The organism is Streptomyces ambofaciens ATCC 23877, from assembly GCF_001267885.1.
GTDB classification, from domain to species: Bacteria; Actinomycetota; Actinomycetes; order Streptomycetales; family Streptomycetaceae; genus Streptomyces; species Streptomyces ambofaciens.
Genome location: NZ_CP012382.1, coordinates 7,267,527 through 7,290,637, shown reverse-complemented (window position 1 = coordinate 7,290,637; position 23,111 = coordinate 7,267,527). Strand labels below are relative to the sequence as shown.

Below are 23,111 nucleotides of genomic sequence, written 5' to 3'. Positions count from 1 at the left end.
GTCGGCGCCCTGGTCGGTCTCGCGATCCGTCCCGTGGTCGGTCTCCCGGTCCCTCCCGTGGTCGGTCCCGCGGGCCGTCTTGTCTTCCGAAGCTGTCCCAGTCACGAGGGCCCGACTGCCCTCGGCCGGCCGGGCTCACACCCGCCTGATGGGTGGCTCACCAGTGCCGACCGCCGAAAACGGGGAACGCGTCCTCCAGAGCACACGAACGACCGGAAGGCGGGGCCATGAGCGGTGACGGCGGAACGCCGGGCAACAGCGGCTACGGCAGGAAGGCCTTCAAGCGGTCCAGGAGCCACTTCGCGGACCGGATCACCGCGGACGGCCGGGACGGCTGGCCCGTGGCGCCCGGCCGCTACCGGCTGGTGGTGAGCCGTGCCTGCCCGTGGGCGAGCCGCGCCCTCGTCTCACGGCGGCTGCTCGGGCTGGAGGACGCCCTGTCCCTGGCGGTCACCGATCCCCTCCAGGACGACCGCAGCTGGCGCTTCACCCTGGACCCGGACGGCCGCGACCCGGTACTCGGCATCCGCTATCTCAGCGAGGCCTACGACCGGCGGGAGACCGGCTATCCGGGCGGAGTGAGTGTGCCGGCGATCGTGGACGTGCCCAGCGGGCAGCTGGTCACCAACGACTACCAGCAGATCACCCTGGACCTCGCGACCGAGTGGACGTCCCTGCACCGGCCGGGGGCACCCGACCTGTACCCGGACGCCCTGCGCGACGAGATCGACGAGGTGATGGCGGGCGTCTACGAGGATGTCAACAACGGCGTCTACCGCGCGGGATTCGCGACCGGCCAGGAGGAGTACGAGGCGGCGTGCGCGGGCGTCTTCCGGCGTCTGGAGGCGCTGACGCCGCGGCTGGAGCGGCAGCGCTACCTGGTCGGTGACACCATCACGGAGGCGGACATCCGGCTGTTCACTACGCTCGTCCGTTTCGACGCCGTCTACCACGGTCACTTCAAGTGCAACCGCTGGAAGCTGACGGAGAACCCGGTGCTGTGGGCGTACGTCCGCGACCTGTTCCAGACGCCCGGCTTCGGCGACACCGTCGACTTCGACCACATCAAACGCCACTACTACCAGGTGCACACCGGCATCAACCCGACCGCCATCGTGCCCCTGGGCCCGGACCTGTCCGGCTGGCTCACACCCCATCACCGGCAGGAGCTGGGCGGGCGGCCGTTCGGCGACGGGACACCGCCGGAGCCGGTCCGCGCCGACGAGGCGGTTCCGGCGCCGGGCAGGCCCTGACCGTACGACCGACCGACGACGCACCCATCGGAACCCTAGGAGACCCACGTGGGCAAGAAAAAGAAGAAGACGCTCCCCCTCGCCTACAAGCCCGTCGGCTTCGTGCTGGGCTGGGCGGGCGGTGCGCTGGCCGGGATGGCCTTCCAGAAGACCTGGAAGGTGCTCCGGCACGAGGACGACGCGCCCGACGCGCTGGACCCGGACCGCGGCTGGGGGGAGATCCTGCTGGCCGCCGCGATCCAGGGCGCCATCTTCGCCGCGGTGCGCAGCGCGGTGGACCGGACCGGCGCCAAGGCCATCGAACGCTCGACGGGCGTGTGGCCGACCGACGGAAAGGGCGGCCGGGACTGACCGGACCCCCGGGCCCGGCCCCCTTTCACCGACGGCACCCGGCAGGCGCTAGCCCTGCTTGGGTGCCGTCGGCGCGATACCGCGGCGCATCGTGAAGGAGTGGCCCGCGGGATCGGAGAAACCCCGCTCCTCGTGCGGGCCGGCCGCGTCCTTGGCCTCCAGCGGACGCCCGCCCAGCCCCACGACCCCGCGTTCGGCCTCGTCGAGGTCCTCGACGACGAAGTCCAGGTGGGCCTGGAGAGAGTTCTCGGGGCGGGGCCAGCTCGGCGGGGTGGCGTTCACGTCCCGCCGGAACGCCATGCGGAAGCCGCCGGCCCCCTGGATCTCGATCCGGTTGGCGCTCGCTTCGGTCTCTTCCGCGCCCAGCAGCTCTTTGTAGAACTCGGCGAGCCGCTCGGGTTCGGCGCAGTCGAGCACCACGACGCCCGCGTTGACCAGTGCCATGTCTCCTCCGGAGGATTCGGGGCGCGGGGCGTACGTGCCCCGCGCCCTGTACCTTGCGGATATCCCGGCCCGGCCGAATCAGTCGGCCGACGGCCGTCGCGCATTCGGGCCGCGTCCCTCCAACTCGTCCGTCGCGCGTCGGACTTGCACGCGCGCGGGCAGGCCCCGGGAGCACGGCTCGGCCCGGTACCGACGTGGGCGGCACGGGCGTACGCGGGGGGCGCGCGAGTGTACGCGGCGCCCGCGGCGTGAGCAGTAACCAAGATCACGACCGGGCGCCGCGTAGATCATTTAGGGTCGGGGCAGCCTCGTATCGCTTCTCGATTCAACTTCCGGATCGGGAGGCCCGGTTCGAGTGTGCGGACGGTCTCGCGAACGTCCGCTCGCAGGGGCGGGGGGACTCTGCGTCTCGTCTCCCGAAAGGAAACACATGTCTCAGGACGTCCGCTTCGACCTCCCCTTCGACACCCCCGTCAGCCCGCATCTCGCCCACGCCCGCGACCGCCACCTGCGCTGGGTGCGCGAGCGGGGACTGGTACGCAGCCGGATCGGGTTCGAGGAGTACCGGTCCTGGGACCTGGCGCAGGCCGCCGCCCGCACCTACCCCCACGCGTCGGCGGACGACATGGTCGTCCTGATGAACTGGTTCTCCCTGGCCTTCCTCTTCGACGACCAGTTCGACGCCGGCCGGCCGGACCGGGCCGAGCGCATAGCGGAGGTGGCGCGGGAGCTCATCGCCACGCCGCTGCGCCCGGCGGGCACCCCGCCTCGGGTCGAGTGCCCCATCACCCTGGCCTGGGCGGAGGTCTGGGAACGCCTCTCGGATGGCATGTCCCTGACGTGGATATCCCGGTTCGCGGCCTCCTGGGGCAGGTTCCTGGTGGCGCACTGCGAGGAGGTCGACCTGGCGGCCGATGGCCGGGCCGGGACCCTCGGCATCGACGACTACGCCGTCTTCCGGCGCCGTACGGTCGGCATCCACCACAGCATCGACGCGGGCGAGCGCAGCCGCCGCTTCGAGGTGCCGGCCGCGGCGATGGCGCATCCGCTGATGGAGCGGCTGCGCGACTTGGCCGCGGACACGATCGGCTTCATGAACGACATCCACTCCTTCGAGCGCGAGCGCCGGCGCGGTGACGGCCACAACCTCATCGCCGTGCTGCACCGGGAGCGGGGCTGCTCGTGGCAGGAGGCCGCCGACGAGGCGTACCGCATGACGACCGCCCGCCTGGACGAGTACGTGGCCCTGGAGAGCCGTGTGCCGCTGATGTGCGACGAACTGGGGCTGGACGCGGACGAGCGGGCCCGGGTGGCGATGGGGGTGGAGGCCATCCAGCACTGGATCAACGGCAACTACGAGTGGGCGTTGACCACCGGCCGCTACGCGGCGGCCAAGGAGGGTCCGGTGGCCACGGCCGAGCTGGCCGGGCGGGGCTCGGTGGACGACCTGCTGACCGTGTGAGGGAGCGGGCCGTCGACCGTGTGAGGGAGCCGACCGCCCGGCCGGGACGTCCGGCCGGGCGGGGCGGGCACCGTGCCGCGTGCTAGACGGTGAACTCCACCGGCAGGCTGTCCAGCCGCGACTCCCAGGTGGAGGCGGTGGACGTCAGGCCGGCCGGCGGCACGGCCAGGCGCAGCCCGGACAGCCGGTGCAGCAGGACGTCGACGGCCGTCTCGATGATGGCCTGGCCGATGTTCTGCCCCGGGCACTCGTGGGGGCCGGCGCTGAAGGCCAGGTGCGAGGCGTTGCCGTGCACCGGGGCGGCGATGTCGGGCCGGACCTCGGGGTCGTGGTTGCCGGCCGCCAGACCCAGCACGAGCAGGTCGCCCTTCTTGACCGGGCGGCCGCCGAGTTCCAGGTCGGCCGTGGCGAACCGGCCCGGCAGCACCGCCAGCGGCGGGGAGTTCCACATCACCTCCTCCACGACCGCGGACAGGTTCAGCTGCCCGCTCACCAGACCGGACAGCCAGGAGGTCTCGGTGAGAACCATCTGGAGCGTTCGGGCCAGCAGGTTGCTGGTCGTGGTGTGGGCGGTGATCAGCACCAGGCGCAGGTGGTTGACGATCTCGTCCTCGTCGAGTCCGGCGCGGTGCTCGATGAGACCGGAGGTGAAGTCGGAGCCCGGCTCCTGCCGCTTGCGCGCGGCGAGTTCGCCGAGGATGCCCATGATGCGCTCGTTGTGCGTGAGGGCGTCCGCTCCGCCCTTGATCACCTGCTTGCTGGACTCGGCGAGGTTCCGCCCCTCCCGCTCGGCGAGTCCGAAGACCCGGGTGAGTACGAGCATGGGCAGGTACTCGGCGAAGTCGGCCACCAGGTCCGCGCGGCCCGTGTCGGCGAACGCGTCGATCTGCTTGTTCGCGAAGTGCGTGACGTGCCGCCGGATGCCCCGGCCGGCCACGGCGTACAGGTTGTCGGTGACCGCCCCGCGCAGCCGGCGGTGCGGCTCGCCGTCCTGGGAGACGCAGTCGGGACGCCAGCCCACCATCTGGATCAGGGGGGACGTCGCCTCGACGCGGCCGTCCCGGAAGTCCCGCCAGATCCGCGAGTCGCGGCTGAACTGGAGGGGGTTGTCCAGCACTCGCCGGTTCTCCCGGTACCCGAGCACCAGCCAGGCGGGCACGTCACCCTCCAGGAGCACCGGGGCGACCGATCCGTACTCCTTGCGCAGGCGGGCGTAGATGTCGTGCGGGTCGGTCGCCGCCTCGGGGCCGTAGAGCCGGGTGACGCCCCCTGCGTGGGCGACGGGGCAGCCGCCGCCGGTGGGGCCGGACGGGGTCTGGTCGTCGTTCATCGGGGCTCCAGGGCGGCCGCCGAGCGGTCCTTCAGATGCCGTATCAGCGTGACCAGCACATCCCGGCTGGCGGCGCGGTCCCGGGCGTCGAAGGCGACGACCGGTGTGTGCGGCGGGATGTCCAGGGCGTCGCGGATCTCCTCGACCGGGTGGTGCCGGGAGTCGGGGAAGACGTTGAGCGCGATGACGAAGGGGACCCGCTGCCGCTCCATCTCCTCGATCGCCCGGAAACTGGAGGCCAGCCGCCGGGTGTCCACCAGGACGACCGCGCCGAGGGCGCCTTTGAAGAGGCCGTTCCACAGGAACCAGAACCTCTCCTGCCCCGGGGTGCCGAACAGGTACAGCATCAGCGTGTCGTTGAGGCTGATCTTGCCGAAGTCCAGGCTGACGGTGGTCTCGGTCTTGTCCGCGACACCGATGAGGTGGTCGACGCCGGCGCTGGCCTGGGTGAGCGTCTCCTCCGTGGTCAGCGGTTTGATGTCGCTGACGGACCGGACCATGGTGGTCTTGCCGGTGCCGAAGCCGCCGGCGATCATCACCTTCACCGAGCGGGTCTCCCCGGCCGTCGGCGACCCCGGTCGGTCAAAGCCTTTCAAGTCCACTGAGTACCTCCTCAAGGAGCGCGAGGTCGGGCCCGCGGCCGGCGTCGTGCGCCGGGATGGGATCACGGGCTTCGACGCGGCCCGCCTGGAGCAGGTCGGACAGCAGCACCGCGAGAATGTTGAAGGGCAGGTGGAGGTGGGCGCCGAGCTCGGCCACCGACAGCGGTTCGCGGCAGCGCCGGAGGATCTCCTCGTGCTCGTGCTGCATGCCCGGTAAGGGGACGGCCCGGGAGACGACGAGGGTCGCCACGTCGAGGGTCGACGCCGAACCGCCCGGTCCGCTGCGCCCTCCGGTGAGGACGTAGTAGCGCTCGAGACCGGACGGATCGGTCGGCCGGCGGGGAGCACTCATCCAGAGTGCTCCTCCTGGCGCGGGGTGGTGCCGAGGAGTTCACCCATCCTGCGGGCCAGGTCGCGCATCTGATGGCCCAGCAGACCCTGGTCGAGGCCCTCGCGGGCGAGCACGCCCAGATACGTCTCCAGGCCCGCGCGGACGACGAAGAGGTGCCCGCCGTCCACTTCGATCATCGCCAGCCGCAACTGCCCCGCGTGCTGGGGGAACTGCTCCGCGACGGGCTGGGCCAGCGCCTGCAGTCCGGCCACCACGGCGGCGAAGCGGTCCACGTCGTCGGGGTCTTCGGCGCCGTAGGAGGTGATGGCCTTGCCGTCGCTGGAGGCGACGAGGGCGAAGCGGATCTCCTGGATGCTCTCCACAAGGTCGCGGAGCGCCCAGCTCACGTCGGTTCCCTGGTGCGTCATGGGGACTAGTCGCTCTCTTCAGTGCGGTGCCCGGTGGACGCGCCACCGGTGATCGGGTCGGGGACGCCGGCGGCTTCGGCGGGTGGGACCGCGCCGGTCGCCGCGCCGCCTTCGCGTCCGGCGGTGGCGAAGGCGGCGAGACCGGCGAAGGAGGCGTCCGGCGGAACGGCGGCTACGGGGGCCCGACCGGCCGGGTCGGTCCGGCCGGCGTACGCGGCGGCCCCGGGGGCCGGGGCCGCACCGGCGGCCGGCTCTTCACGCCTGCTCCTGCGCCTGGGCAGGCCGCCGGGGGTCGTCTCGGCGGGGTCGTCGCCGGCTCGGCCGGGGGCCGGCCGGAGAGCCGGTGCCGCGCCGGACGGTGACGCGACGGGGGCCGGTGCCACTCCGGCGTGCGGTGCGCCGCCGGCCGGCCCGGTCTCCGGCGCGGCGGCGCCGCCGGTGGCGGCGGCCGGCAGCGGGCTGAAGTACTTGTGCGGTACAACGACTACGACAGACGTCCCCAGCCATGGCGAGTCCGCGAAGGTCACGCGAATGCCGTAGCGACGGGCGAGGGCTCCCACGACGCGCAGGCCGATGTTGGCGTCCTCCGAGATGCCACCGAGCCCCGGGCCGGGCGAGGTGCCCGCCAGGGCGTGCTCGGCCTCGCGCTTCTTCTCCTCGCTGAGCCCCTTGCCGGAATCCTGGATCTCGATGCCGACGCCGTTGGGGACCTCCTTGCCGGAGACGACGACCGGTTCGGTGGGCGGCGAGTAGCGCGCGGCGTTGTCCAGCAGGTGGGCGAAGACCAGCGTGAGGTGGTCCACCAGGCCGCCGTCCACGCCGAGCTCGGGCAGATGGCGCAGCTCGACGCGGTGGAAGTCCTTGATCCGGCCGATGCCGCCCCGCACCACGCTCAGCAGGCGTTGCGGCTCCTGCCACTGCCGGCCCGGGCGGTCGGAGCCGCCGAGCACACCGATGCTGGCGGCGAGACAGTCGGCGGGGCCGATGGCCTGGTCGAGTTCCATCAGCCCCCGGGCGACGGCCGGCAGCCGTCCGTGCTCGCCCTGCAGCTCGTGCAGACGGCCGCGGAGCTTGCTGGTCAGCACGTGGATGCGGTTGCCCACGCCGATGACGGCCTGTTCGGCGGAGGTCGAACGGTCGAACTCCGCCTCGACGCCGATCAGCGCGGTCCTGAGGACCTTGCGCAGCTCGGCCTGGAGCTCGGCGCCGACCTTCGCGCACTGCTCGACGGTGGGCAGGATGTCGTCGATCGCGTCACCGGCGCGCAGCCTGCGCATGGCGTCGGGCAGCTGCTCGTCGGCGAGCCGGGACACCGCGGCCAGCTGGTGCCCGAGCTGCTCCTGCCAGGCCTCGGTCCGCTCGGCGAGGCGGGTCTGGTACGTCGCGGCCTGCTCGGCCAGCCGGTCCTCGCAGGCGCGGGTGTGCTCCGTCAGACGTGCCTCGTGGCTCTGTGCCTGTTCGGAGAGCTGTGCCTCCAGGGCGGCACGCTCGGCGGAGAAGCTCCGCTCCAGGCCGGCCACGTGCTGCTGCCACCGCTGCGCGTGCTCGGCCTGCGCGGCACGGTGGACGTGCTCGGCCCGGCGCAGCTGCGCGCGACCACGCAGGAGGAGGCGTACGCACACGGTGCCCGCCGCCGTCGCCACCACACCGGCGACGGCCGCGGTTATTCGCTCCGAGCTCATGAACGTGGCGGCTACCGTCCCGCCGCCCAGGCCCAGTGGCATCAGCCACCAGCTGTACCAGGCGACAGGGGCCCGCGCCGCCGGTGGCGGAGTGGCGAGTTCCATCTGCATCCTTCGAACCAGAACGATCGAACACGGGGGGGGTGTGCAAGGGGACCGCACTCATGAGTACGCACCGCGAGCCGACCCGTCGCGGCCGTGTCAACTCGCAGCGCCGTCAGGGAGCTTATCGGTTGGGAAGCCTAAAAGATCAATCCGGAGCCCGGCGGAAGTGAGGATTCCGTCACCCTCCGACAGGAGGCGAACGCGCGGTTCCCCCGACGTGGCGGAGCGAGGCAAGCTGGGTGACCATGAGCGACGTGAACACCATGCGAGCCATCAGCCAGGAGGTCCTCGGCGGTCCCGAGGTCCTGAAGGAAGTACGGGCCGAGCGCCCCGAGCCCCGCCCGAACGAGGTCCTGGTGCGCGTGCGCGCCGCCGGGGTGAACCCGACCGACTGGAAGCACCGGGCGAACGGAGGGTTCCTCGGCGAACCGCCCTTCGTGCTGGGCTGGGACGTCTCGGGCGTGGTGGAGGCGGTGGGGATCGGCGTCGCCGCGTTCCGGCCCGGCGACGAGGTCTTCGGCATGCTCTCCTATCCGTTCGGCCACGGCTCCCACGCGGAGTACGTGACGGCTCCCGCGCGCGCCTTCGTGCCCCTGCCGGCCGGGGTCGACCACGTCCAGGCCGGCGCGCTCCCGCTGGTCTCGCTGACGGCCTGGCAGGCCCTGGTGGAGCGGGCGGACGTCCGGCCGGGACAGCGGGTGCTGATCCACGCGGCAGCCGGCGGGGTGGGACATGCGGCGGTGCAGATCGCCAAGGCGCGGGGTGCCCATGTGATCGGTACCGCCAGCGCGGCCAAGCACGAGTTCCTGCGCTCCCTCGGGGCGGACGAGACGGTGGACTACCGGGAGACCGACTTCGCCGAGGTCGTGAAGGACGTGGACGTCGTCCTGGACACGATCGGCGGTGACACGTCCCTGCGTTCGCTGCGCGTGCTGCGTCCGGGCGGGATCGTGGTGTCGATCCTGCCGGTCGGTTCGGACGACTTCTTCGAGGAGGCCGAGCGGCTCGGCGTGCGGGCGGTCCGGATGCTCGTGGACGCCGACCGGGCCGACATGCGGGAGATCGCCGGCCTGGTCGAGTCGGGGAAGCTGCGGGCCACGATCGCGCGGACGTTCCCGCTGGCCGACGCGGCCGAGGCGCACGCGCTGGGTGAGACCGGCCGCACCACGGGCAAGATCGTCCTCGTGGTCGACTGATCGAACCGCTTGGCAAATTTCGATGACATATGTCAATCGAACATGCTCAAAATCGCTCGATCGGGGTAACTTCCCGGGCGGGGTCATCAGTTGAGCCACCGGAACAGGCTGGAGGCATGGTCGCCGTGCGGTACGAACCCGCGTCGCCCACCGGGCATCTGCACGTGCGCCAGGAACACGGGCACACGGTGCTGGAGCTCCGGGGCGAGATCGACATCGCGTCGGCCGCGGAGATCGCCCCGCGCCTGGAGCGGGAGGCGGGCCGCCCCGGCGCCCGGGTCGTGCTCGACCTCTCCGGGGTCGAGTTCTTCGACTGCTCCGGCCTGCGCCTGCTGTACCGGGCCCGGCGCCAGGTGCTCGACCACGGCGGGCAGGTGCACCTCGTGTGCACCCACCCGCTGACCCTGCGCATGCTGCGGATCACCGGCCTGGCGCGGCTGCTGCCACCGCGGGCCACCCTGGACGAGGTGCTCGGCCTCACCCGCCCGGCGGGGCGTCGAACAGGGCACTGACCGACTCACCGTTGTGGATGCGGCGCACGGCCTCGGCCAGTGCGGGGGCGATCGACAGGACGCGCAGCTTCTCCGTGTGGTCGTCGGCCGGCACCGGCACGGTGTTGGTGCACACGATCTCCAGCACGTCCGGCTGATCACTGAGCCGTTTGAGGGCGCCGGACGCGAACAGCCCGTGCGTGCAGGCGAGACGGATGGTGCGCGGCCCCGCCTCCCGCAGCCGGTCCAGGAGTTCGAGGACCGTGCTGCCCTTGGCGATCTCGTCGTCGAGGACGATGACGTCGCGCCCGGCGACCTCACCGATCACGGCGCTGATGCTGACCCGGTCGTCGGCGTAGCGCTGCTTGGCGCCGGCCGCGACCTGGGCGCCGAGCATCCGGGCGAACGCGGCGGCCTCCTTGGCGTTGCCGAGGTCCGGCGAGACGACCGTGGTGCGGGACAGGTCGTACTGCCGGAAGTGCGCGGCCAGTTCACGCAGCGCGTGCAGGTGGTCGACCGGGACCGAGAAGAAGCCGTGCACCTGGGGCGAGTGCAGGGTCATGGCCAGCACCCGGCTCGCGCCCGCCGCCACCAGCAGGTCCGCCACGAGGCGTCCGCCGAGCGAGATGCGCGGCGCGTCCTTCTTGTCGGAGCGGGCGTAGGAGTAGTGCGGCATCACGACGGTGATGCGTCCGGCCGACGCCCCGCGGGCCGCGTCGCACATCAGCAGCAGCTCGACGAGGTGCTCCTGCACCGGCTTGACCAGTGGCTGGACCAGGAAGACGTCCCGTTCGCGGCAGTTGGCCCGCAGCTGCACCTCCAGACAGTCGTTGGCGAAGCGGCTCACCCGGGTGGGGCTGAGGGGCACGCCCAGGTGCGCGCAGACCTCCTCGGCCAGCTCGGGGTGGGCACTACCGCTGAACACGGCGATGTCTCGCACGGACCGCTCCTCGCGTGATCCTGTCCGGACGCTGTCCGGCCGGGAGCCTCAGCTTACGGATATCCGGTTGCGGCGGCCCCGGGGGCCGGCGCCATGATGGAACCGCCCGTCTCCCCTCAGGTCAGGATCCCCCGCATGCGCCGACTCCTCGGAATCACCCAGTGCCCCTTCCGGCCCACGGTTTTCGAGGACTCGACAGCGCATGCACATTCCGAACACCCTGAACATCGGCATCCTGGCCCACGTCGACGCCGGTAAGACCAGTCTCACCGAGCGGCTCCTCTTCGATCACGGCGCCATCGACCGGCTCGGCAGCGTCGACGCGGGTGACACCCGCACGGACGACGGCGGGATCGAGCGCCGCCGCGGCATCACCATCCGCTCCGCCGTCGCCGCCTTCACCGTCGGCGACACCCAGGTCAATCTGATCGACACGCCGGGACACTCCGACTTCGTCGCCGAGGTGGAGCGTGCCCTGGAGGTCCTCGACGGCGCGGTGCTGCTGCTCTCCGCGGTGGAGGGCGTCCAGGCCCGCACCCGTGTGCTGATGCGCACGCTGCGGCGGCTGCGGCTGCCCACGCTCGTCTTCGTCAACAAGATCGACCGGGCCGGTGCGCGCACCGAGGAGCTGCTCGCCGACGTCCGGCGCCTGCTGACGCCGCACGTCGCACCGTTGACCGAGGTCACAGGCGCCGGCACCGGGCACGCCCGCGTCACCCGCCGAACGCCGGACGGGCGGACCGCCGAGGCGCTCGCCGAGGTCGACCCGGGCATCCTGGCCGCGCTGGTGGACGGTCCCGAACCGACCGCCGGGGAACTGGCCGCCGCGCTCGCGGCCCGCACCGCCGACGGCTCCTTCCACCCGCTGCACCACGGCTCCGCCCTCGGTGGGCAGGGCGTCGCGGAACTGGTGGAGAGTCTGCTCCGGCTGGTCCCGCCCGCCTCTCCCCCGGCGGCCGGCCCCGCGGCGCCGCGCGGCACCGTCTTCGCCCTGCGCCCCGCATCCGGCGGTGAGCGGACGGCGTACCTGCGGCTCCACGCCGGGGAGGTGCGCCCGCGCCAACGGCTCACGTTCCTGCGGCGCGAGTCCGACGGACGGACCACCGAGGTCACCGGGCGGGTGACCCGCCTCGACGTGATCGGCCGCCCCGGGACGCTCACCGCCGGCAACATCGCGGCCCTCACCGTGCCCGGCGGGCTGCGCGTCGGCGACCGGCTCGGCGCTCGGACCGACCGGGCCCCGCAGTTCGCGCCGCCGACGCTGGAGACCCTGGTCCGGGCCCGGCACCCCGGGCAGGCGGGGCCGCTGCGGGCCGCCCTGCTGGACCTCGCCGACCAGGACCCGCTGCTGCACGCCCGCCCGGCGGCGTCGGGCGCCACGGCGCTGCTCCTGTACGGAGAGGTCCAGATGGAGGTGCTGGCGGCGACGCTGTCCGAGGACTTCGGCATCGAGGCGGACTTCGCCCCGGGCCGCGCCCGGTTTCTGGAGCGCCCGGCCGGCACCGGGGAGGCCGCGGAGGAGATGCCGTGGCTCGACCGCACCCGGTACTGGGCGACCGTCGGGCTGCGCGTCGAGCCGGGCCCGCGCGGCTCGGGCGGTGTGTTCGCCCACGAGACGGAACTCGGCGCCCTCCCCCGCGCCTTCCACCAGGCCGTCGAGGAGACGGTCCACGCCACCCTGCTGACCGGTCTGACCGGGGCCCCGGTCACCGACTACCGGGTCACGCTGACCCGCTCCGGATTCAGCTCGCCGGTCAGCACCGCCGCCGACTTCCGCGGACTGACCCCGATCGTGCTGCGCCGGGCCCTGGGGCGGGCCGGGACCCGGCTCCACGAGCCGCTCCACGCCTTCGAGGCGGAGGTGCCACCCGACGCGCTGGCGCCCGTGACGGCCCGGCTCGCCTCGCTGGGCGCGGAGTTCACCGGCACGACGGGCGGCGGCTCCGGCTGGCTGATCACCGGCGAGCTGCCGGCCCGGCGGGTGCGGGAGGCGGAACTGGGCCTGCCCGGCCTCACTCGCGGGGAGGCGGTGTGGTCGTCCCGGCCGTCCGGGGACCGTCCGCTGGATCCACCGCGCTGAGGTGCGGTGGTCGCGCTCCCCTCCCCTCCCCCGCCGCCGCTGACCGGCGCCGCCAACTGACCGGTCTGCGCGGGGAGATGGAGGGCATCCGGTCAGTAGGAAGGAGGGCCGCCGCCATGACGACTCCCATCAGGAACCTGCCCCGGCGCGTGCCCGGCTGGGCGAAGGTGCTGAGCGCGATCGTGCTGGTGCTCGCCGTGCTCTTCGCCGGACTGCGGCTGAGCGTCGTACCGGGACTCAAGGACCTGTTCGGCACCGAGACCCAGGACCGCTCGGGTCCGGCGCTGCTGGAGTCCATCCAGGACATGAGCCGCTACGAGGCCGCGTCCGGGAACTTCCAGGTCGTCGTGGACCTGGAGAAGGACACCAAGTTCCTGCCCGATGCGATCCGCGGCAGCCGCACCCTGTACGTCGGGGCGGGCACCGTCGACGCCTACGTCGACCTCGGGAAGGTGGGCGATGACGACGTGACGGTCGACGACGACCGCACCTCGGCCACGCTGCGGCTGCCGCACGCGGCGCTCGGTGAGCCGGCCCTCGACCCCGACCGCTCCTACGCCGTCTCCAAGCAGCGCGGGCTCCTCGACCGCCTGGGCGACCTGTTCTCGGACAACCCGAACGGTGAACAGGCCGTGCAGAAGCTCGCGGCCCGGCACATCGGCGACGCGGCGAAGGACAGCGAGCTCACGGCGCGCGCCGAGACCAACACCACGGCGATGCTCCAGGGCCTGCTGCGCTCCCTCGGTTTCGAGAAGGTACGGGTGACCTACGGGTCCTGAGCCCTCGTCCGGCCGCGGTGCGACGGCCCGGCATGGCCGGAGTGTCCCGGCCGGGCGGGGGCAGACGGAGGAGGCGGGCGCGGCCTGGTCCCCGGACCGGATTCCACGGCCGGACCGGCATCCTCGGCGAATCGGCGGGCAACCGGCCCACCACGCGAAGAATGTGACGACTGGAGGACCGAATGGCTCGTGCCGCCTCGGGGCCGCGTTCCCTGCTGCGCCCCCGCGCCGCCAAGACACCCCGCCCCACCAAGGCGGAGGAGACCGACCGCCGCGAACGGCGCCCGCTCCCCCTCCCCTTGCGCCTGCTGGCGACGGCCTGCGCCTTCCTCTTCATGGTGGCGTTCGCGGTGGTGCTGGCGCGGCTGACCCTCAACCCCTCCCCCGCGTCCGAGGCCCTGACGCACACCAACATGCACCCCGGCCGGTCACTGAGGGCCTATCTGGACCAGCCCGCGCTGCGCGACGCCGTCAAGCAGATCGGCGGCAACATCCTGCTGGGGGTCCCCTTCGGCGTGCTGGTTCCGGTCGTCGCCCCGCGCACCCGCGGACTGCTGCGGGTGCTGCTGCTGACGGCGGTCGTGATGCTGCTGGTCGAGTTCGCGCAGGGCGCCCTGGTGACCGGACGGGCCTTCGACATCGACGACGTCATCCTCAACACCACGGGCGCGCTGATCGGTTACCTGCTCCTGGGCCGGCGGATGAGCCGGGCGGTGCACGCGCGCAAGTCCCGCGACTGAGAGAAGGTCAGGTGGTCCGTACCAAGGTATTGACCACCCCTTAGCTCACTACTTAAATCAAGAGGAGACACCCTTACCCCCCACCTCGGTCGGTGTTCCCCTCCCCGGGACGCCGTACGGAAGGGAGAGCCGTGGCCCGTCCACGCCTGCTCCGCAGATGTCTCCTCGCCGCCGCCCTGTCCGCCGGGCTGGCCGCCTCGCTCGTGTCCGGCCCCGCCCAGGCAGGTCCCGAGGGCGCCGGGTCCGCCGCCGCCGCGCCCGCGGCCGTGACGTTCTCCGACACCTTCGACGGGCCCGCCGGCGCGGCCGTCGACTCCTCGAAGTGGCAGATCGAGACCGGCGACAACGTCAACAACCACGAACGGCAGTACTACACCTCGGGCAACAGGAACGCGGCGCTGGACGGCCAGGGCCACCTGGTCATCACGGCCCGCAAGGAGAACCCCGCCAACTACCAGTGCTGGTACGGCACCTGCCAGTACACCTCCGCCCGGCTCAACACCTCCGGCAAGTTCACGGCGCAGTACGGGCACGTCGAGGCCCGGATGAAGGTGCCGCGCGGACAGGGCATGTGGCCCGCGTTCTGGATGCTCGGCACCCCGGTCAACTGGCCGGACTCCGGCGAGATCGACATCATGGAGAACGTCGGTTTCGAGCCCTCCACCGTGCACGGCACCCTCCACGGCCCCGGCTACTCCGGCGCCGGCGGCATCGGCGCCGGCTACACCCTGCCGGGCGGCCAGGCCTTCGCGGACGGTTTCCACACCTTCGCCGTCGACTGGGCGCCCGACTCCATCACCTGGTCGGTCGACGGCAACGTCTACCAGCGGCGCACCCCGGCCGACCTGGGCGGAAAGCAGTGGGTGTTCAACAGGCCGTACTTCCTGATCCTGAACCTGGCGGTCGGCGGCTACTGGCCCGGAGACCCGGACGGCTCGACGGCCTTCCCGCAGTCGCTGGTGGTGGACCACGTGTCGGTGACGACGAGCGACTCGGGGACGGGCGGCGCGATCCGGGGCCTGGCCGGCAAGTGCGTGGACGTCGCCGCGGCGAACTCCGCCAACGGCACCCCGGTGCAGCTCTACGACTGCAACGGCACCACGGCCCAGCGGTGGACGGTGGGCGCCGACGGCACGGTCCGGGCGCTCGGCAAGTGCCTGGACGTCAACGCCGGCGGAACGGCGGACGGCACGGCGGTCCAGCTGTGGGACTGCAACGGCAGCGCGGCCCAGCGCTGGGTCGTGACCGCGGCCCGCGACATCGTCAATCCGCAGGCCGACAAGTGCCTCGACGTGGCCGGCAACAACTCGGCCAACGGCACCCGGCTGCAGATCTGGACCTGCACGGGCGGCGCCAACCAGAAGTGGACGGTCGGCTGAGTCACCCGGGCGGGGCCGGGACCGTCCGGCGCCGCCCGTCGTCCGCCCACCGGGCGGGACGGCCTGGCCGGCTCGGGTCTAGTGCAGCGTCCAGGTGAACTTGTCCCCGCCCACCCAGCGGACCACGTCCGGGTCGTCGAGGTCGTGGACCGTGATGCCGAAGGCCGCGGCGGCCTCCAGGACGTCGGTGACGGCCCTGGCCTCACCGACCACCTGGCCGTCGATCTCGACGATCCGGAACGGCGGCGTCCCCGGCTGCACCCGGAGCACGAGGATGCGCGGCCTGCCGATGTGCGGGGTGTCGATTTCGGTCATGCCTCGAGGGTAGGCCGCAACCCTCCGCTCCCGCTCAGGGCCGCCGCCAGTCGTCGCTCGTCAGATGGGATCCGGCCATCGGGCCCATCCGGAGCATGCCGCCGTCCACACTCCACGAGGCGCCGGTGACGTAGGCGGCGTCGGGCCCGGCGAGGAAGGCGATCACCGCGGCGACCTCGCGGGCGTCGCCGGGCCGGCCGAGGGGCACGCCGGGACGGCGCTCGGAGTGCGGGTCGGTGTCCTCCTGGCCGGTCATGGGCGTGGCGATCTCGCCGGGCGCCACCGCGTTCACCGTGATGCCGTGCTCGGCGAGCTCGATCGCCATCACCTGGGTGAGCAGGCCGAGCCCGCCCTTGGCAGCGCAGTACGGGGCGGCGCCCACCCGCGGCTGGTGCTCGTGGACCGAGGTCACGTTGACGATCCGGCCGCCCTCCCCCTGCCGGATCATGCGCCGGGCCGCCTTCTGCCCGCACAGGAAGGGACCGGCCAGGTCGACGTCCAAGACGTGCCGCAGGTCCTCCAGGCCCAGGTCGAGGAAGGGCGTGGCGGTGCCCGTACCGGCGTTGTTGACGAGGACGTCGATCCGGCCGAGCCGCTCGCACAGCTCGTCGACCGTGTCCGCGGCCTCGGGCAGCCGGGTCAGGTCGACCTGGGCGGTCTCGGCCCGGCGGCCCAGGGACCGCACCTCCTGTGCGGTCCGCTCGGCGCCCTCCCGGTCGGTGTGCCAGGTGATGCCGACGTCCATCCCCGCCTCGGCCAGGCGTACGGCGGTGGCACGGCCGATGCCGGAGTCGGAACCGGTGACGACGGCCACCTTGGCGTCGGACGGGCTGGGGCTGGGCATGGCGGACCTCCTCTTCGGCGCTCCTCGGTTCCTCGGGCCCCGCGCGCGGAGCGGTGCGCGGGGCGTCGCAGTACCCGGGTGCGGTACGGACAAACCGCCCTCCCGTGGTGCGGGGTCCCGGCCGCTGGGGAACCCTGGACGTGCCGGAGGAGCGCGAAAGGCCCCGTGGAACCGGTGGTACTCGGACCAGGAGGAGGCGCCGATGGAGCCCGTCGAGGCGCTGGAGCGGATCGCGTTCCTGCTGGAGCGCTCCCAGGCGCCGACGTACCGGGTACGCGCCTTTCGCACCGCGGCCCGGGTGCTGGGCGAGCTGCCGGCCGCCGAGCTGCGCGAGCGGGCGGGCTCCCTGGAGTCGCTGAAGGGGGTCGGACCCAAGACGGCGCAGGTGGCGCGGGAGGCGCTGGCCGGGGAGGTGCCGGGCTATCTGGAGAAGCTGGAGGGCGAGGCGGACACCCCGCTCGCCGAGGGCGGGGAGCAGCTGCGGGAGCGGCTGCGCGGGGACTGCCACCTGCACTCCGACTGGTCGGACGGCGGCAGCCCGATCGAGGAGATGGGCCGGGCGGCGGCGGCGCTCGGGCACGAGTGGGCGGTGCTGACCGACCACTCGCCGCGGCTCACGGTGGCGCGCGGTCTGTCCCCCGAGCGGCTGCGCGAGCAGCTCGACGTGGTGGCCGCGCTCAACGAGACCTGGGCGCCGTTCCGGCTGCTGACCGGTATCGAGTGCGACATCCTCGACGACGGCTCGCTCGACCAGGAGCCGGACCTGCTGGAGCGGCTCGACGTGGTCGTGGTGTCCGTGCACTCCAAGCTGCGGATGGACGCCCGCGCGATGACCCGCCGCATGGTGGCCGCCGTACGCGATCCGCACGCGGACATCCTCGGGCACTGCACCGGGCGGCTGCTGACCGGGCGGGGGCGGCCGGAGTCGGAGTTCGACGCGGACGAGGTCTTCGCCGCCTGCGCGGAGTCCGGGACGGCCGTCGAGATCAACAGCCGGCCGGAGCGGCTCGACCCGCCGCGCCGGCTCCTGCGCCGGGCGGTGGCGGCCGGCGTGCTGTTCGCCGTGGACACCGACGCGCACGCGCCCGGTCAGCTGGACTGGCAGATCCACGGGTGCGCGCGGGCGCAGGAGTGCGGGGTGCCCCCGGAGCGCGTGGTCACCACGTGGTCGCGGGAAGAACTGCTGGCCTGGACCCGCGAGGGCCGTACTCCGTCCGGAGTGACGGGCCCCTGACGTGGTACCCGCCGGACGATCCACGGACCACGAAAGGAACAGTGCATGGAACGGGCGGCCGTGTTCGACGTCGACGGAACCCTCGTCGACACCAATCACCTGCATGTGGCGACCTGGTGGGAGGCGTTCCGGCAGGCGGGGCACCGGGTGCCGATGCACGCCATCCACCGGGCCGTGGGCCTCCCCTCCACCGACCTCGTCGCGCATCTGCTGGGCGAGGACCGGGACACGGACCAGGACGCGGAGCTGAGCGCCGCCCACAAGGCGCTGTACGGACAGTACTTCGACCGCCTGCCCGCCCTGCCGGACGCCGGTGAGCTGCTGCGCCGCCTCGCCCGCGACGGCTGGAAGGTGGTCCTCGCCACCTCGGCGGGCGGGCCGGAGCTGGACGCGCTGCGGCGGGCGATCGACGCGGACGACGCGATCGCCGCCACCGCGAGCGCCGACGACGTCGACGCGGGCAAGCCGGCCCCCGAGCCGGTCGAGCACGCCCTGGAGCTGGTCGGGGTGCCGGCCGAGCGGGCGGTGTTCGTCGGCGACACCGTCTGGGACATGCGCGCGGGCAGCCGGGCCGGGGTCCGCTGCGTGGCCGTGCTGTGCGGCGGTCTGCCCCGCGCCGACCTGGAGGAGGCGGGCGCGGACGCGGTCCACGCCGACCCGGCCGCCCTGCTCGCCTCCCTGGACCGGAGCCCTCTCGGATGAGCCGCCGAGGTGTACGTCACGTCCGGACGTGTCGGCCGGTGACGGGGATACCCGGTACCGCATGACCGCTGTGACAGAGACGGGCAGGCAGAGACTACGGGGGTGGCGGCCATGGGACGCGGTGTGGCGAGAGGCATCGGCCGTCGGACGGGCCGCCCTGGCCGCCTGCCGGGGGCCGGGCCGTGAGCGCGACCTGGTGGTCCAGTCGCTGAAGGCGGCCGGCGCGGCCCTGCTCGCCTGGCTCGTGGCGGGTGTCTGGATGGACGATCCGATGGCGCTGATGGCGCCGTGGGTCGCGCTCGTCCTCGTGCAGGCCACCGTCTACAGCTCGGTCCGGCTGGCCACCCAGCAGTTCGCGGCGATCTGCGCCGGGGCGCTGCTGGCCTCGGGGGCGCAGGTGCTGACCGATGACAACACGGGGGCACTGGCGCTGTCGCTGCCGGTGCTCATGCTGATCGCCAACTGGCCCCGCTTCGGCCAGCAGGGCATCTACGCGGCCACCACCGCCGTGTTCGTCCTCCTCTCCGGCACGGCCGTGTCGGCCTCGGCGGTCGGGCACCGGTTGGGGCAGGCGGCACTCGGGGCGTTCATCGGCGTGGCGGTCAACGCTCTCGTGCTGCCGCCGATCCATCTGCGGGACGTCCGGGAGAACCTGTCGGCGCTGGCGCGGGAGGCGGGCGACGTCCTGCACTCCGTCGCGGACGACCTGCGCAAGACCGAGTGGGACGCGCAGACCGCGACCGGCTGGTCGAGTGCCTCCGCGCGACTGCAGCGGCGCGCGGAGGCGCTGAAGTCGGCGCGGTCCTGGAGCCAGGAGAGCCTGCGGCTGACCTACGGCCCGCTGCGGGTGCTGAACCGCGCGCCCGCCGCCGTTCCGGCCGAGGAGGAGGACCAGCGGTGGAACCGCGTCACCGGGCACATCTCGGCCCTGACCCGGACACTGGCGGTCGCGGCCGACGAGCACCGCACCCCCGCCCCGCCGGAGGGACCGGTGCTGGACCTGTACGCGCGCCTGCTGGGCCTGATCGGCGACGCCTGCCGGACGGAGGCCGACCGGCTGCTGGGCGAGGCCGGTCGGGCCCGTCCGGAGGAGGCGACGGAGGCGACCATGAAGGAACTGCACCGCCGGTTGCAGGAGGGGCTGCGGGAAGAGGCCGGACAGGGCGCCGCTCGGACCGCGGTGCTCGGCACCTTGCTGCTGCAGGCGGAGAACCTGTGGGCCGAGATCGTCCCCGAGCCGCAGACACAGTGACCCACATCACCCCAAAACAGAACAGACGGCGGAACACCGGCGGACCCTCTCCCGTTGAAGAAGGCGTGGGTACGGATGGGACAGTGTCCCCGGGCCTCACCTTCTGCCCACAGGGACGATCGTTCGGCTGAAGCCCTGTGGAGCGTCTCGCCGAGAGGCGACCGCCATCCGTACCCGCCCCAGACCGCCCCGATCGTGATTCCCCCGTCGCGATCGGGGCTTCTCCTTGCGTGCCCCTCCGGCGGGACGGGTACCCGGTGCCCCTTCGCGCGGGTACGCGGCCGAGAGGAGCGCAAGGTGAGCAGCACAGCGGGCAGCAGGATCGTGGTCACGGGTGCCACCGGCAACGTGGGCACCAGCGTGGTCCGGCTTCTGTCGGAAGATCCGGAGGTCGGGTCCGTGGTGGGGCTGGCCCGGCGGATCCCCGAGTGGTCGCCCCCGAAGACGGAGTGGGCCGCGGTCGACCTGGCCTCCGAGCGGGCCGACCTGGGCGGCCACTTCGCCGGTGCCGACGCCGTGGTGCATCTGGCCTGGGCGTTCCAGCCGACGCACGACCCGGCGACGACCTGGCGCACGAACGTCCTCGGTTCCCTCTGGGTCTTCGAGGCGGTGGCCGCGGCCGGGGTGCCGGCGCTGGTGCACGCCTCGTCGGTCGGCGCCTACTCGCCGGGGCCGAAGGAACGTGCGGTGGACGAGTCGTGGCCGACGCACGGCTGGCCGGACGCCGCGTACTGCCGGGAGAAGGCCTACCTGGAGCGGGCGCTGGACATCTTCGAACGCGACCACCCCGATATCCGGGTGGTGCGGATGCGTCCGGCCTTCCTCTTCAAGCGGGAGTCGGCCAGCGAGCAGCGCCGGATCTTCGGCGGCAAGTACCTGCCGGGGCCGCTGGCCCGCCCGGATCTGCTGCCGTTCCTGCCGGACGTTCCCGGCCTGCGGGTGCAGGCCCTGCACACCGACGACGCGGCGGGCGCGTACCGGCTGGCGGCCCGGTCCGAGGACGCCCGGGGCCCGTTCAACCTGGCGGCCGAGCCGCCGGTCGACGCGGAGCTGCTCGGCGAGATGACCGGCAGGCGTCCGGTGCGGCTGCCCCGCACCGCGGCGCGCTCGGCGATCGCCGCCGCGTGGGGGCTGCGTCTGCTGCCCGCCTCCCCGCACCTGTTCGACGCGGTGCTGCGGCTGCCGCTCATGGACTGCACCCGGGCCCGCGCCGAGCTGGGCTGGCGGCCGGTGCGTACGGCCACCGAGGTGCTGGAGGAGTTCCTGGAGGGCTTCCAGCAGGGCGCCGGAGCCGCCACGGAGCCCCTGCGGGGGCGCAAGGTCGGCTGACCTCCGCGGCACGGAAGGGGCCGGTGTCCGCAACGCCGCGGACACCGGCCCCTTCCCGCCTCCTGCGGGTCCAGCGGGGGGCGGGAGGGCGTCAGCCGGAGGGCTCGTCGGGCACCGGATGGTCGGGGTCGCCCGCGTGCGGGGCGCCCCGACGGCCCGTTCCCGCCTCGTCCGTGTCGGGTACGTCGGCGTCGGCTTCGTCCGTGTCCGTCGTCCCGTCGTCGGCGTCGGTGTCCTCGGGGCGCTGGCCCTGCTCGAGCTGCTCGCGGGTGGGGGCCGCGGCCTCCCACGGGTCGTCCCCGGGGCCGGCCTGCTGGTCCGGCATGTCCCGCGGGACGGGCTCACCGGTCTCGCCCGGTCCTTCGAGGCGGTGGTCGGTCACGGCGCACTTCCTTTCCGCGGTCCTACGGGTGTTCTGAGCCGCCTCGGGTACCTCCGCGGTGATCGGCGAAACATCAGTGCGGTGCCCGCTCCTCCAGCGCCGTGCGCCAGGCGGGCGCCGGGTGGTCGGGCGCCGGTTCGGGGCGCCGGCCACCGCGCGCGAAGAAGTCGGCCAGCGGCAGGATCGCGGCGCCGACGGTCACCGCGTCCGGACCGAGCCGTCCCAGCTCGACCGTCACCTTCTCGGCGGGGTGGCGCAGCGCGTAGGACGCCGCGTACCGGCGTACCGCGGGCAGGAAGCGGGTGCCGAGCTGGAGGCCTGCCCAGCCGCCGATGAGGATGCGCTCGGGCTGGAAGAGGTTGATCAGGTCGGACAGCCCGGCGCCCAGGTACTCGGCGGTCTCCTCCAGGACGGCGAGCGCGACCGGGTCGGGCTCCTCGTCGTCGGCCGGGTGGGCGGCGGCGAGCAGCGCGGTCAGGGCGGTCTCCTCGTCGGTGCCCTCGGGTACCCGGCCGCCCTCCTCCCGCCAGCGGGCCAGCAGTGACTCGGCGCCGGCGTAGGCCTCCAGGCAGCCGAGCGCACCGCAGCGGCAGCGCCGGCCTCTGACCCGCACCGTCAGGTGGCCCCATTCGACCGCCCGGCCGTGCTCGGCCTCGGGGGTGACGAGGCTGGCGCCCACGCCGGAACCGAAGAGGACCACGATCGCGTTGCGGGCGCCGCGTCCCGCGCCGAACCACATCTCGGCCTGGCCGAGGGTCTTGGCGCCGTTGTCGATGACGTAGGGGACGGTGTCGGGCAGCGGCGAGCCGGCGCGGAGCAGGGCCTCCAGCGGGACCGCGTCCCAGCCGATGGTCTGCCCGTGCACGACGGCGCCCCGGTCGGGTGTGTGCTCGACGATGCCCGGGACGCCGACTCCGGCACCGAGCAACCGCTCGGGCGCGAGGCCGGCCGCCGCCAGCACCTCGGCGATGCCGTCGCGGATGTGTCCGACGATCACCTCGACGTCGTAGCGCTGCTGGGTCAGCGGGCGTTCGGCGCGGGCCAGTTCGGTGAGGGTCAGGTCGAACAGTTCGACGCGCACCCGGGTCTCCCCGACGTCCACGCCGATCATGTGGCCGCTGCCGGGGGCCACCCGCAGCAGGGTGCGGGGCCTTCCGCCGTCGGATTCGACGCTGCCGGCCTCCTCCACGAGGCCGTCGGCGACCAGGTCGGCGACGACGTTGCTGACGGAGCCGGAACTCAGTCCCGTCGCCGGGCCCAGCTCGAAGCGGCTGAGCGGCCCCTCGAAGTAGAGCCGTTGCAGTACGGCCGTGCGGTTGGCCCTCCTGAGGTCGCGCACCGTGCGCCCGTTCCGCCCCGCCATGTGGCGCCTCCCCTTGATGTGCCCGGTCTGCAACATACCTCCGACCGGATGCGGCACGCGACTTCCCTCTCTCCTTAATTCATGCTATGAACTCGCG

At 73.2% G+C, this 23,111-nt stretch carries 24 protein-coding genes; 13 read left to right on the top strand and 11 right to left on the bottom strand.

Annotation, left to right across the window (positions count from 1 at the left end):
- Positions 1 to 227 precede the first annotated feature (227 nt).
- Both SAM23877_RS32040 and SAM23877_RS32035 read left to right on the top strand, forming a co-directional pair.
- A complete protein-coding gene (locus tag SAM23877_RS32040; RefSeq protein WP_053140800.1) occupies positions 228 to 1,253 on the top strand; it encodes a glutathione S-transferase family protein in 1,026 nt (341 codons plus the stop codon).
- A 48-nt stretch (positions 1,254 to 1,301) separates the two neighbouring features.
- Entirely contained in the window at positions 1,302 to 1,604 is a 303-nt protein-coding gene (locus SAM23877_RS32035; RefSeq protein ID WP_053140797.1) for a DUF4235 domain-containing protein, read from the top strand.
- A 48-nt stretch (positions 1,605 to 1,652) separates the two neighbouring features.
- Here the strand turns inward: SAM23877_RS32035 and SAM23877_RS32030 are convergent, their stop codons facing one another.
- Entirely contained in the window at positions 1,653 to 2,048 is a 396-nt protein-coding gene (locus tag SAM23877_RS32030) for a VOC family protein (RefSeq protein ID WP_053140794.1), read from the bottom strand.
- Positions 2,049 to 2,478: 430 nt separating this feature from the next.
- Here SAM23877_RS32030 and SAM23877_RS32025 point away from each other — a divergent pair, with 430 nt between their 5' ends.
- Positions 2,479 to 3,510 carry a 7-epi-alpha-eudesmol synthase gene (locus SAM23877_RS32025; RefSeq protein WP_053140791.1) on the top strand — a complete coding sequence of 344 codons (1,032 nt, stop codon included), beginning with the start codon at positions 2,479 to 2,481 and terminating at the stop codon, positions 3,508 to 3,510.
- Positions 3,511 to 3,592: 82 nt separating this feature from the next.
- Here the strand turns inward: SAM23877_RS32025 and SAM23877_RS32020 are convergent, their stop codons facing one another.
- The 5 genes from SAM23877_RS32020 to SAM23877_RS32000 are packed head-to-tail and all read right to left on the bottom strand — an operon-like array spanning position 3,593 to position 7,988.
- Positions 3,593 to 4,840 carry a cytochrome P450 gene (locus tag SAM23877_RS32020; RefSeq protein WP_053140789.1) on the bottom strand — a complete coding sequence of 416 codons (1,248 nt, stop codon included), beginning with the start codon at positions 4,838 to 4,840 and terminating at the stop codon, positions 3,593 to 3,595.
- Positions 4,837 to 5,442 carry a GTP-binding protein gene (locus tag SAM23877_RS32015; protein WP_053140786.1) on the bottom strand — a complete coding sequence of 202 codons (606 nt, stop codon included), beginning with the start codon at positions 5,440 to 5,442 and terminating at the stop codon, positions 4,837 to 4,839. The genes SAM23877_RS32020 and SAM23877_RS32015 overlap by 4 nt, the downstream gene beginning before the upstream one ends.
- Positions 5,423 to 5,794 carry a DUF742 domain-containing protein gene (locus SAM23877_RS32010; protein ID WP_053140784.1) on the bottom strand — a complete coding sequence of 124 codons (372 nt, stop codon included), beginning with the start codon at positions 5,792 to 5,794 and terminating at the stop codon, positions 5,423 to 5,425. The genes SAM23877_RS32015 and SAM23877_RS32010 overlap by 20 nt, the downstream gene beginning before the upstream one ends.
- Positions 5,791 to 6,201 carry a roadblock/LC7 domain-containing protein gene (locus SAM23877_RS32005; protein ID WP_019327713.1) on the bottom strand — a complete coding sequence of 137 codons (411 nt, stop codon included), beginning with the start codon at positions 6,199 to 6,201 and terminating at the stop codon, positions 5,791 to 5,793. The genes SAM23877_RS32010 and SAM23877_RS32005 overlap by 4 nt, the downstream gene beginning before the upstream one ends.
- A 5-nt stretch (positions 6,202 to 6,206) precedes the next feature.
- Entirely contained in the window at positions 6,207 to 7,988 is a 1,782-nt protein-coding gene (locus SAM23877_RS32000) for an ATP-binding protein (RefSeq protein ID WP_053140781.1), read from the bottom strand.
- Positions 7,989 to 8,233: 245 nt separating this feature from the next.
- Between SAM23877_RS32000 and SAM23877_RS31995 the strand changes: the two genes are divergently transcribed.
- The gene (locus SAM23877_RS31995; protein WP_053140778.1) at positions 8,234 to 9,184 is read left to right on the top strand and encodes an NADP-dependent oxidoreductase; all 951 of its coding nucleotides are present in this window, start codon (positions 8,234 to 8,236) and stop codon (positions 9,182 to 9,184) included.
- A 125-nt stretch (positions 9,185 to 9,309) separates the two neighbouring features.
- The gene (locus tag SAM23877_RS31990; RefSeq protein WP_053143070.1) at positions 9,310 to 9,696 is read left to right on the top strand and encodes an anti-sigma factor antagonist; all 387 of its coding nucleotides are present in this window, start codon (positions 9,310 to 9,312) and stop codon (positions 9,694 to 9,696) included.
- Here SAM23877_RS31990 and SAM23877_RS31985 read toward each other — a convergent pair.
- Positions 9,662 to 10,615 carry a ribose-phosphate diphosphokinase gene (locus SAM23877_RS31985; protein ID WP_053140775.1) on the bottom strand — a complete coding sequence of 318 codons (954 nt, stop codon included), beginning with the start codon at positions 10,613 to 10,615 and terminating at the stop codon, positions 9,662 to 9,664. The genes SAM23877_RS31990 and SAM23877_RS31985 overlap by 35 nt on opposite strands.
- 202 nt (positions 10,616 to 10,817) lie before the next feature.
- Between SAM23877_RS31985 and otr(A) the strand changes: the two genes are divergently transcribed.
- The 4 genes from otr(A) to SAM23877_RS31965 all read left to right on the top strand — a co-directional run bounded on the left by otr(A) (position 10,818) and on the right by SAM23877_RS31965 (position 15,593).
- Entirely contained in the window at positions 10,818 to 12,695 is a 1,878-nt protein-coding gene (gene otr(A), locus SAM23877_RS31980; RefSeq protein ID WP_053140772.1) for a tetracycline resistance ribosomal protection protein Otr(A), read from the top strand.
- 116 nt (positions 12,696 to 12,811) lie between these two features.
- On the top strand, positions 12,812 to 13,474 hold the full coding sequence (locus SAM23877_RS31975; protein ID WP_053140769.1) for a DUF4230 domain-containing protein: 663 nt from the start codon (positions 12,812 to 12,814) through the stop codon (positions 13,472 to 13,474).
- Positions 13,475 to 13,656: 182 nt separating this feature from the next.
- Positions 13,657 to 14,214, top strand: coding sequence for a VanZ family protein (locus SAM23877_RS31970; protein ID WP_053140766.1), 558 nt, complete (start codon positions 13,657 to 13,659; stop codon positions 14,212 to 14,214).
- Between the two features lie 131 nt (positions 14,215 to 14,345).
- Positions 14,346 to 15,593: a glycoside hydrolase family 16 protein gene (locus SAM23877_RS31965; RefSeq protein WP_053140763.1), complete on the top strand. Its 1,248-nt coding sequence runs from the start codon at positions 14,346 to 14,348 to the stop codon at positions 15,591 to 15,593.
- A gap of 78 nt (positions 15,594 to 15,671) precedes the next feature.
- Here SAM23877_RS31965 and SAM23877_RS31960 read toward each other — a convergent pair whose 3' ends face one another.
- Both SAM23877_RS31960 and SAM23877_RS31955 read right to left on the bottom strand, forming a co-directional pair.
- The gene (locus SAM23877_RS31960; RefSeq protein ID WP_053140760.1) at positions 15,672 to 15,908 is read right to left on the bottom strand and encodes a hypothetical protein; all 237 of its coding nucleotides are present in this window, start codon (positions 15,906 to 15,908) and stop codon (positions 15,672 to 15,674) included.
- 34 nt (positions 15,909 to 15,942) lie between these two features.
- The gene (locus SAM23877_RS31955) at positions 15,943 to 16,752 is read right to left on the bottom strand and encodes an SDR family oxidoreductase (protein ID WP_053140757.1); all 810 of its coding nucleotides are present in this window, start codon (positions 16,750 to 16,752) and stop codon (positions 15,943 to 15,945) included.
- A 202-nt stretch (positions 16,753 to 16,954) separates the two neighbouring features.
- On the opposite strand from SAM23877_RS31955, the gene SAM23877_RS31950 reads away from it, so the two are divergent.
- From SAM23877_RS31950 to SAM23877_RS31935, 4 genes are all read left to right on the top strand, one after another.
- Entirely contained in the window at positions 16,955 to 17,986 is a 1,032-nt protein-coding gene (locus tag SAM23877_RS31950; protein ID WP_053140754.1) for a PHP domain-containing protein, read from the top strand.
- A gap of 45 nt (positions 17,987 to 18,031) precedes the next feature.
- Complete coding sequence (locus SAM23877_RS31945) at positions 18,032 to 18,688, top strand: HAD family hydrolase (protein ID WP_053140751.1); 657 nt, start codon at positions 18,032 to 18,034, stop codon at positions 18,686 to 18,688.
- Positions 18,689 to 18,749: 61 nt separating this feature from the next.
- Complete coding sequence (locus tag SAM23877_RS31940) at positions 18,750 to 19,940, top strand: FUSC family protein (protein WP_053143068.1); 1,191 nt, start codon at positions 18,750 to 18,752, stop codon at positions 19,938 to 19,940.
- 297 nt (positions 19,941 to 20,237) lie between these two features.
- On the top strand, positions 20,238 to 21,269 hold the full coding sequence (locus tag SAM23877_RS31935; RefSeq protein ID WP_053140748.1) for an SDR family oxidoreductase: 1,032 nt from the start codon (positions 20,238 to 20,240) through the stop codon (positions 21,267 to 21,269).
- Positions 21,270 to 21,360: 91 nt separating this feature from the next.
- On the opposite strand, the gene SAM23877_RS31930 is transcribed toward SAM23877_RS31935, so the two are convergent.
- A complete protein-coding gene (locus SAM23877_RS31930) occupies positions 21,361 to 21,651 on the bottom strand; it encodes a hypothetical protein (RefSeq protein WP_053140745.1) in 291 nt (96 codons plus the stop codon).
- Between the two features lie 73 nt (positions 21,652 to 21,724).
- Positions 21,725 to 23,014, bottom strand: coding sequence for an ROK family transcriptional regulator (locus SAM23877_RS31925; RefSeq protein ID WP_053143066.1), 1,290 nt, complete (start codon positions 23,012 to 23,014; stop codon positions 21,725 to 21,727).
- Positions 23,015 to 23,111 lie beyond the last annotated feature (97 nt).

Excerpts from the sequence above, each read along its gene's own strand:
- SAM23877_RS31940 (WP_053143068.1), top strand. The coding sequence starts at position 18,750 with ATGACCGCTGTGACAGAGACGGGCAGGCAGAGACTACGGGGGTGGCGG.
- SAM23877_RS32040 (WP_053140800.1), top strand. The coding sequence starts at position 228 with ATGAGCGGTGACGGCGGAACGCCGGGCAACAGCGGCTACGGCAGGAAG.
- SAM23877_RS31995 (WP_053140778.1), top strand. The coding sequence starts at position 8,234 with ATGAGCGACGTGAACACCATGCGAGCCATCAGCCAGGAGGTCCTCGGC.
- SAM23877_RS32025 (WP_053140791.1), top strand. The coding sequence starts at position 2,479 with ATGTCTCAGGACGTCCGCTTCGACCTCCCCTTCGACACCCCCGTCAGC.
- SAM23877_RS32000 (WP_053140781.1), bottom strand. The coding sequence starts at position 7,988 with ATGGAACTCGCCACTCCGCCACCGGCGGCGCGGGCCCCTGTCGCCTGG.
- SAM23877_RS31975 (WP_053140769.1), top strand. The coding sequence starts at position 12,812 with ATGACGACTCCCATCAGGAACCTGCCCCGGCGCGTGCCCGGCTGGGCG.
- SAM23877_RS32020 (WP_053140789.1), bottom strand. The coding sequence starts at position 4,840 with ATGAACGACGACCAGACCCCGTCCGGCCCCACCGGCGGCGGCTGCCCC.
- SAM23877_RS32005 (WP_019327713.1), bottom strand. The coding sequence starts at position 6,201 with ATGACGCACCAGGGAACCGACGTGAGCTGGGCGCTCCGCGACCTTGTG.
- SAM23877_RS31925 (WP_053143066.1), bottom strand. The coding sequence starts at position 23,014 with ATGGCGGGGCGGAACGGGCGCACGGTGCGCGACCTCAGGAGGGCCAAC.
- SAM23877_RS31950 (WP_053140754.1), top strand. The coding sequence starts at position 16,955 with ATGGAGCCCGTCGAGGCGCTGGAGCGGATCGCGTTCCTGCTGGAGCGC.
- SAM23877_RS31970 (WP_053140766.1), top strand. The coding sequence starts at position 13,657 with ATGGCTCGTGCCGCCTCGGGGCCGCGTTCCCTGCTGCGCCCCCGCGCC.
- SAM23877_RS32030 (WP_053140794.1), bottom strand. The coding sequence starts at position 2,048 with ATGGCACTGGTCAACGCGGGCGTCGTGGTGCTCGACTGCGCCGAACCC.
- SAM23877_RS31960 (WP_053140760.1), bottom strand. The coding sequence starts at position 15,908 with ATGACCGAAATCGACACCCCGCACATCGGCAGGCCGCGCATCCTCGTG.
- SAM23877_RS31955 (WP_053140757.1), bottom strand. The coding sequence starts at position 16,752 with ATGCCCAGCCCCAGCCCGTCCGACGCCAAGGTGGCCGTCGTCACCGGT.
- SAM23877_RS31945 (WP_053140751.1), top strand. The coding sequence starts at position 18,032 with ATGGAACGGGCGGCCGTGTTCGACGTCGACGGAACCCTCGTCGACACC.
- SAM23877_RS32010 (WP_053140784.1), bottom strand. The coding sequence starts at position 5,794 with ATGAGTGCTCCCCGCCGGCCGACCGATCCGTCCGGTCTCGAGCGCTAC.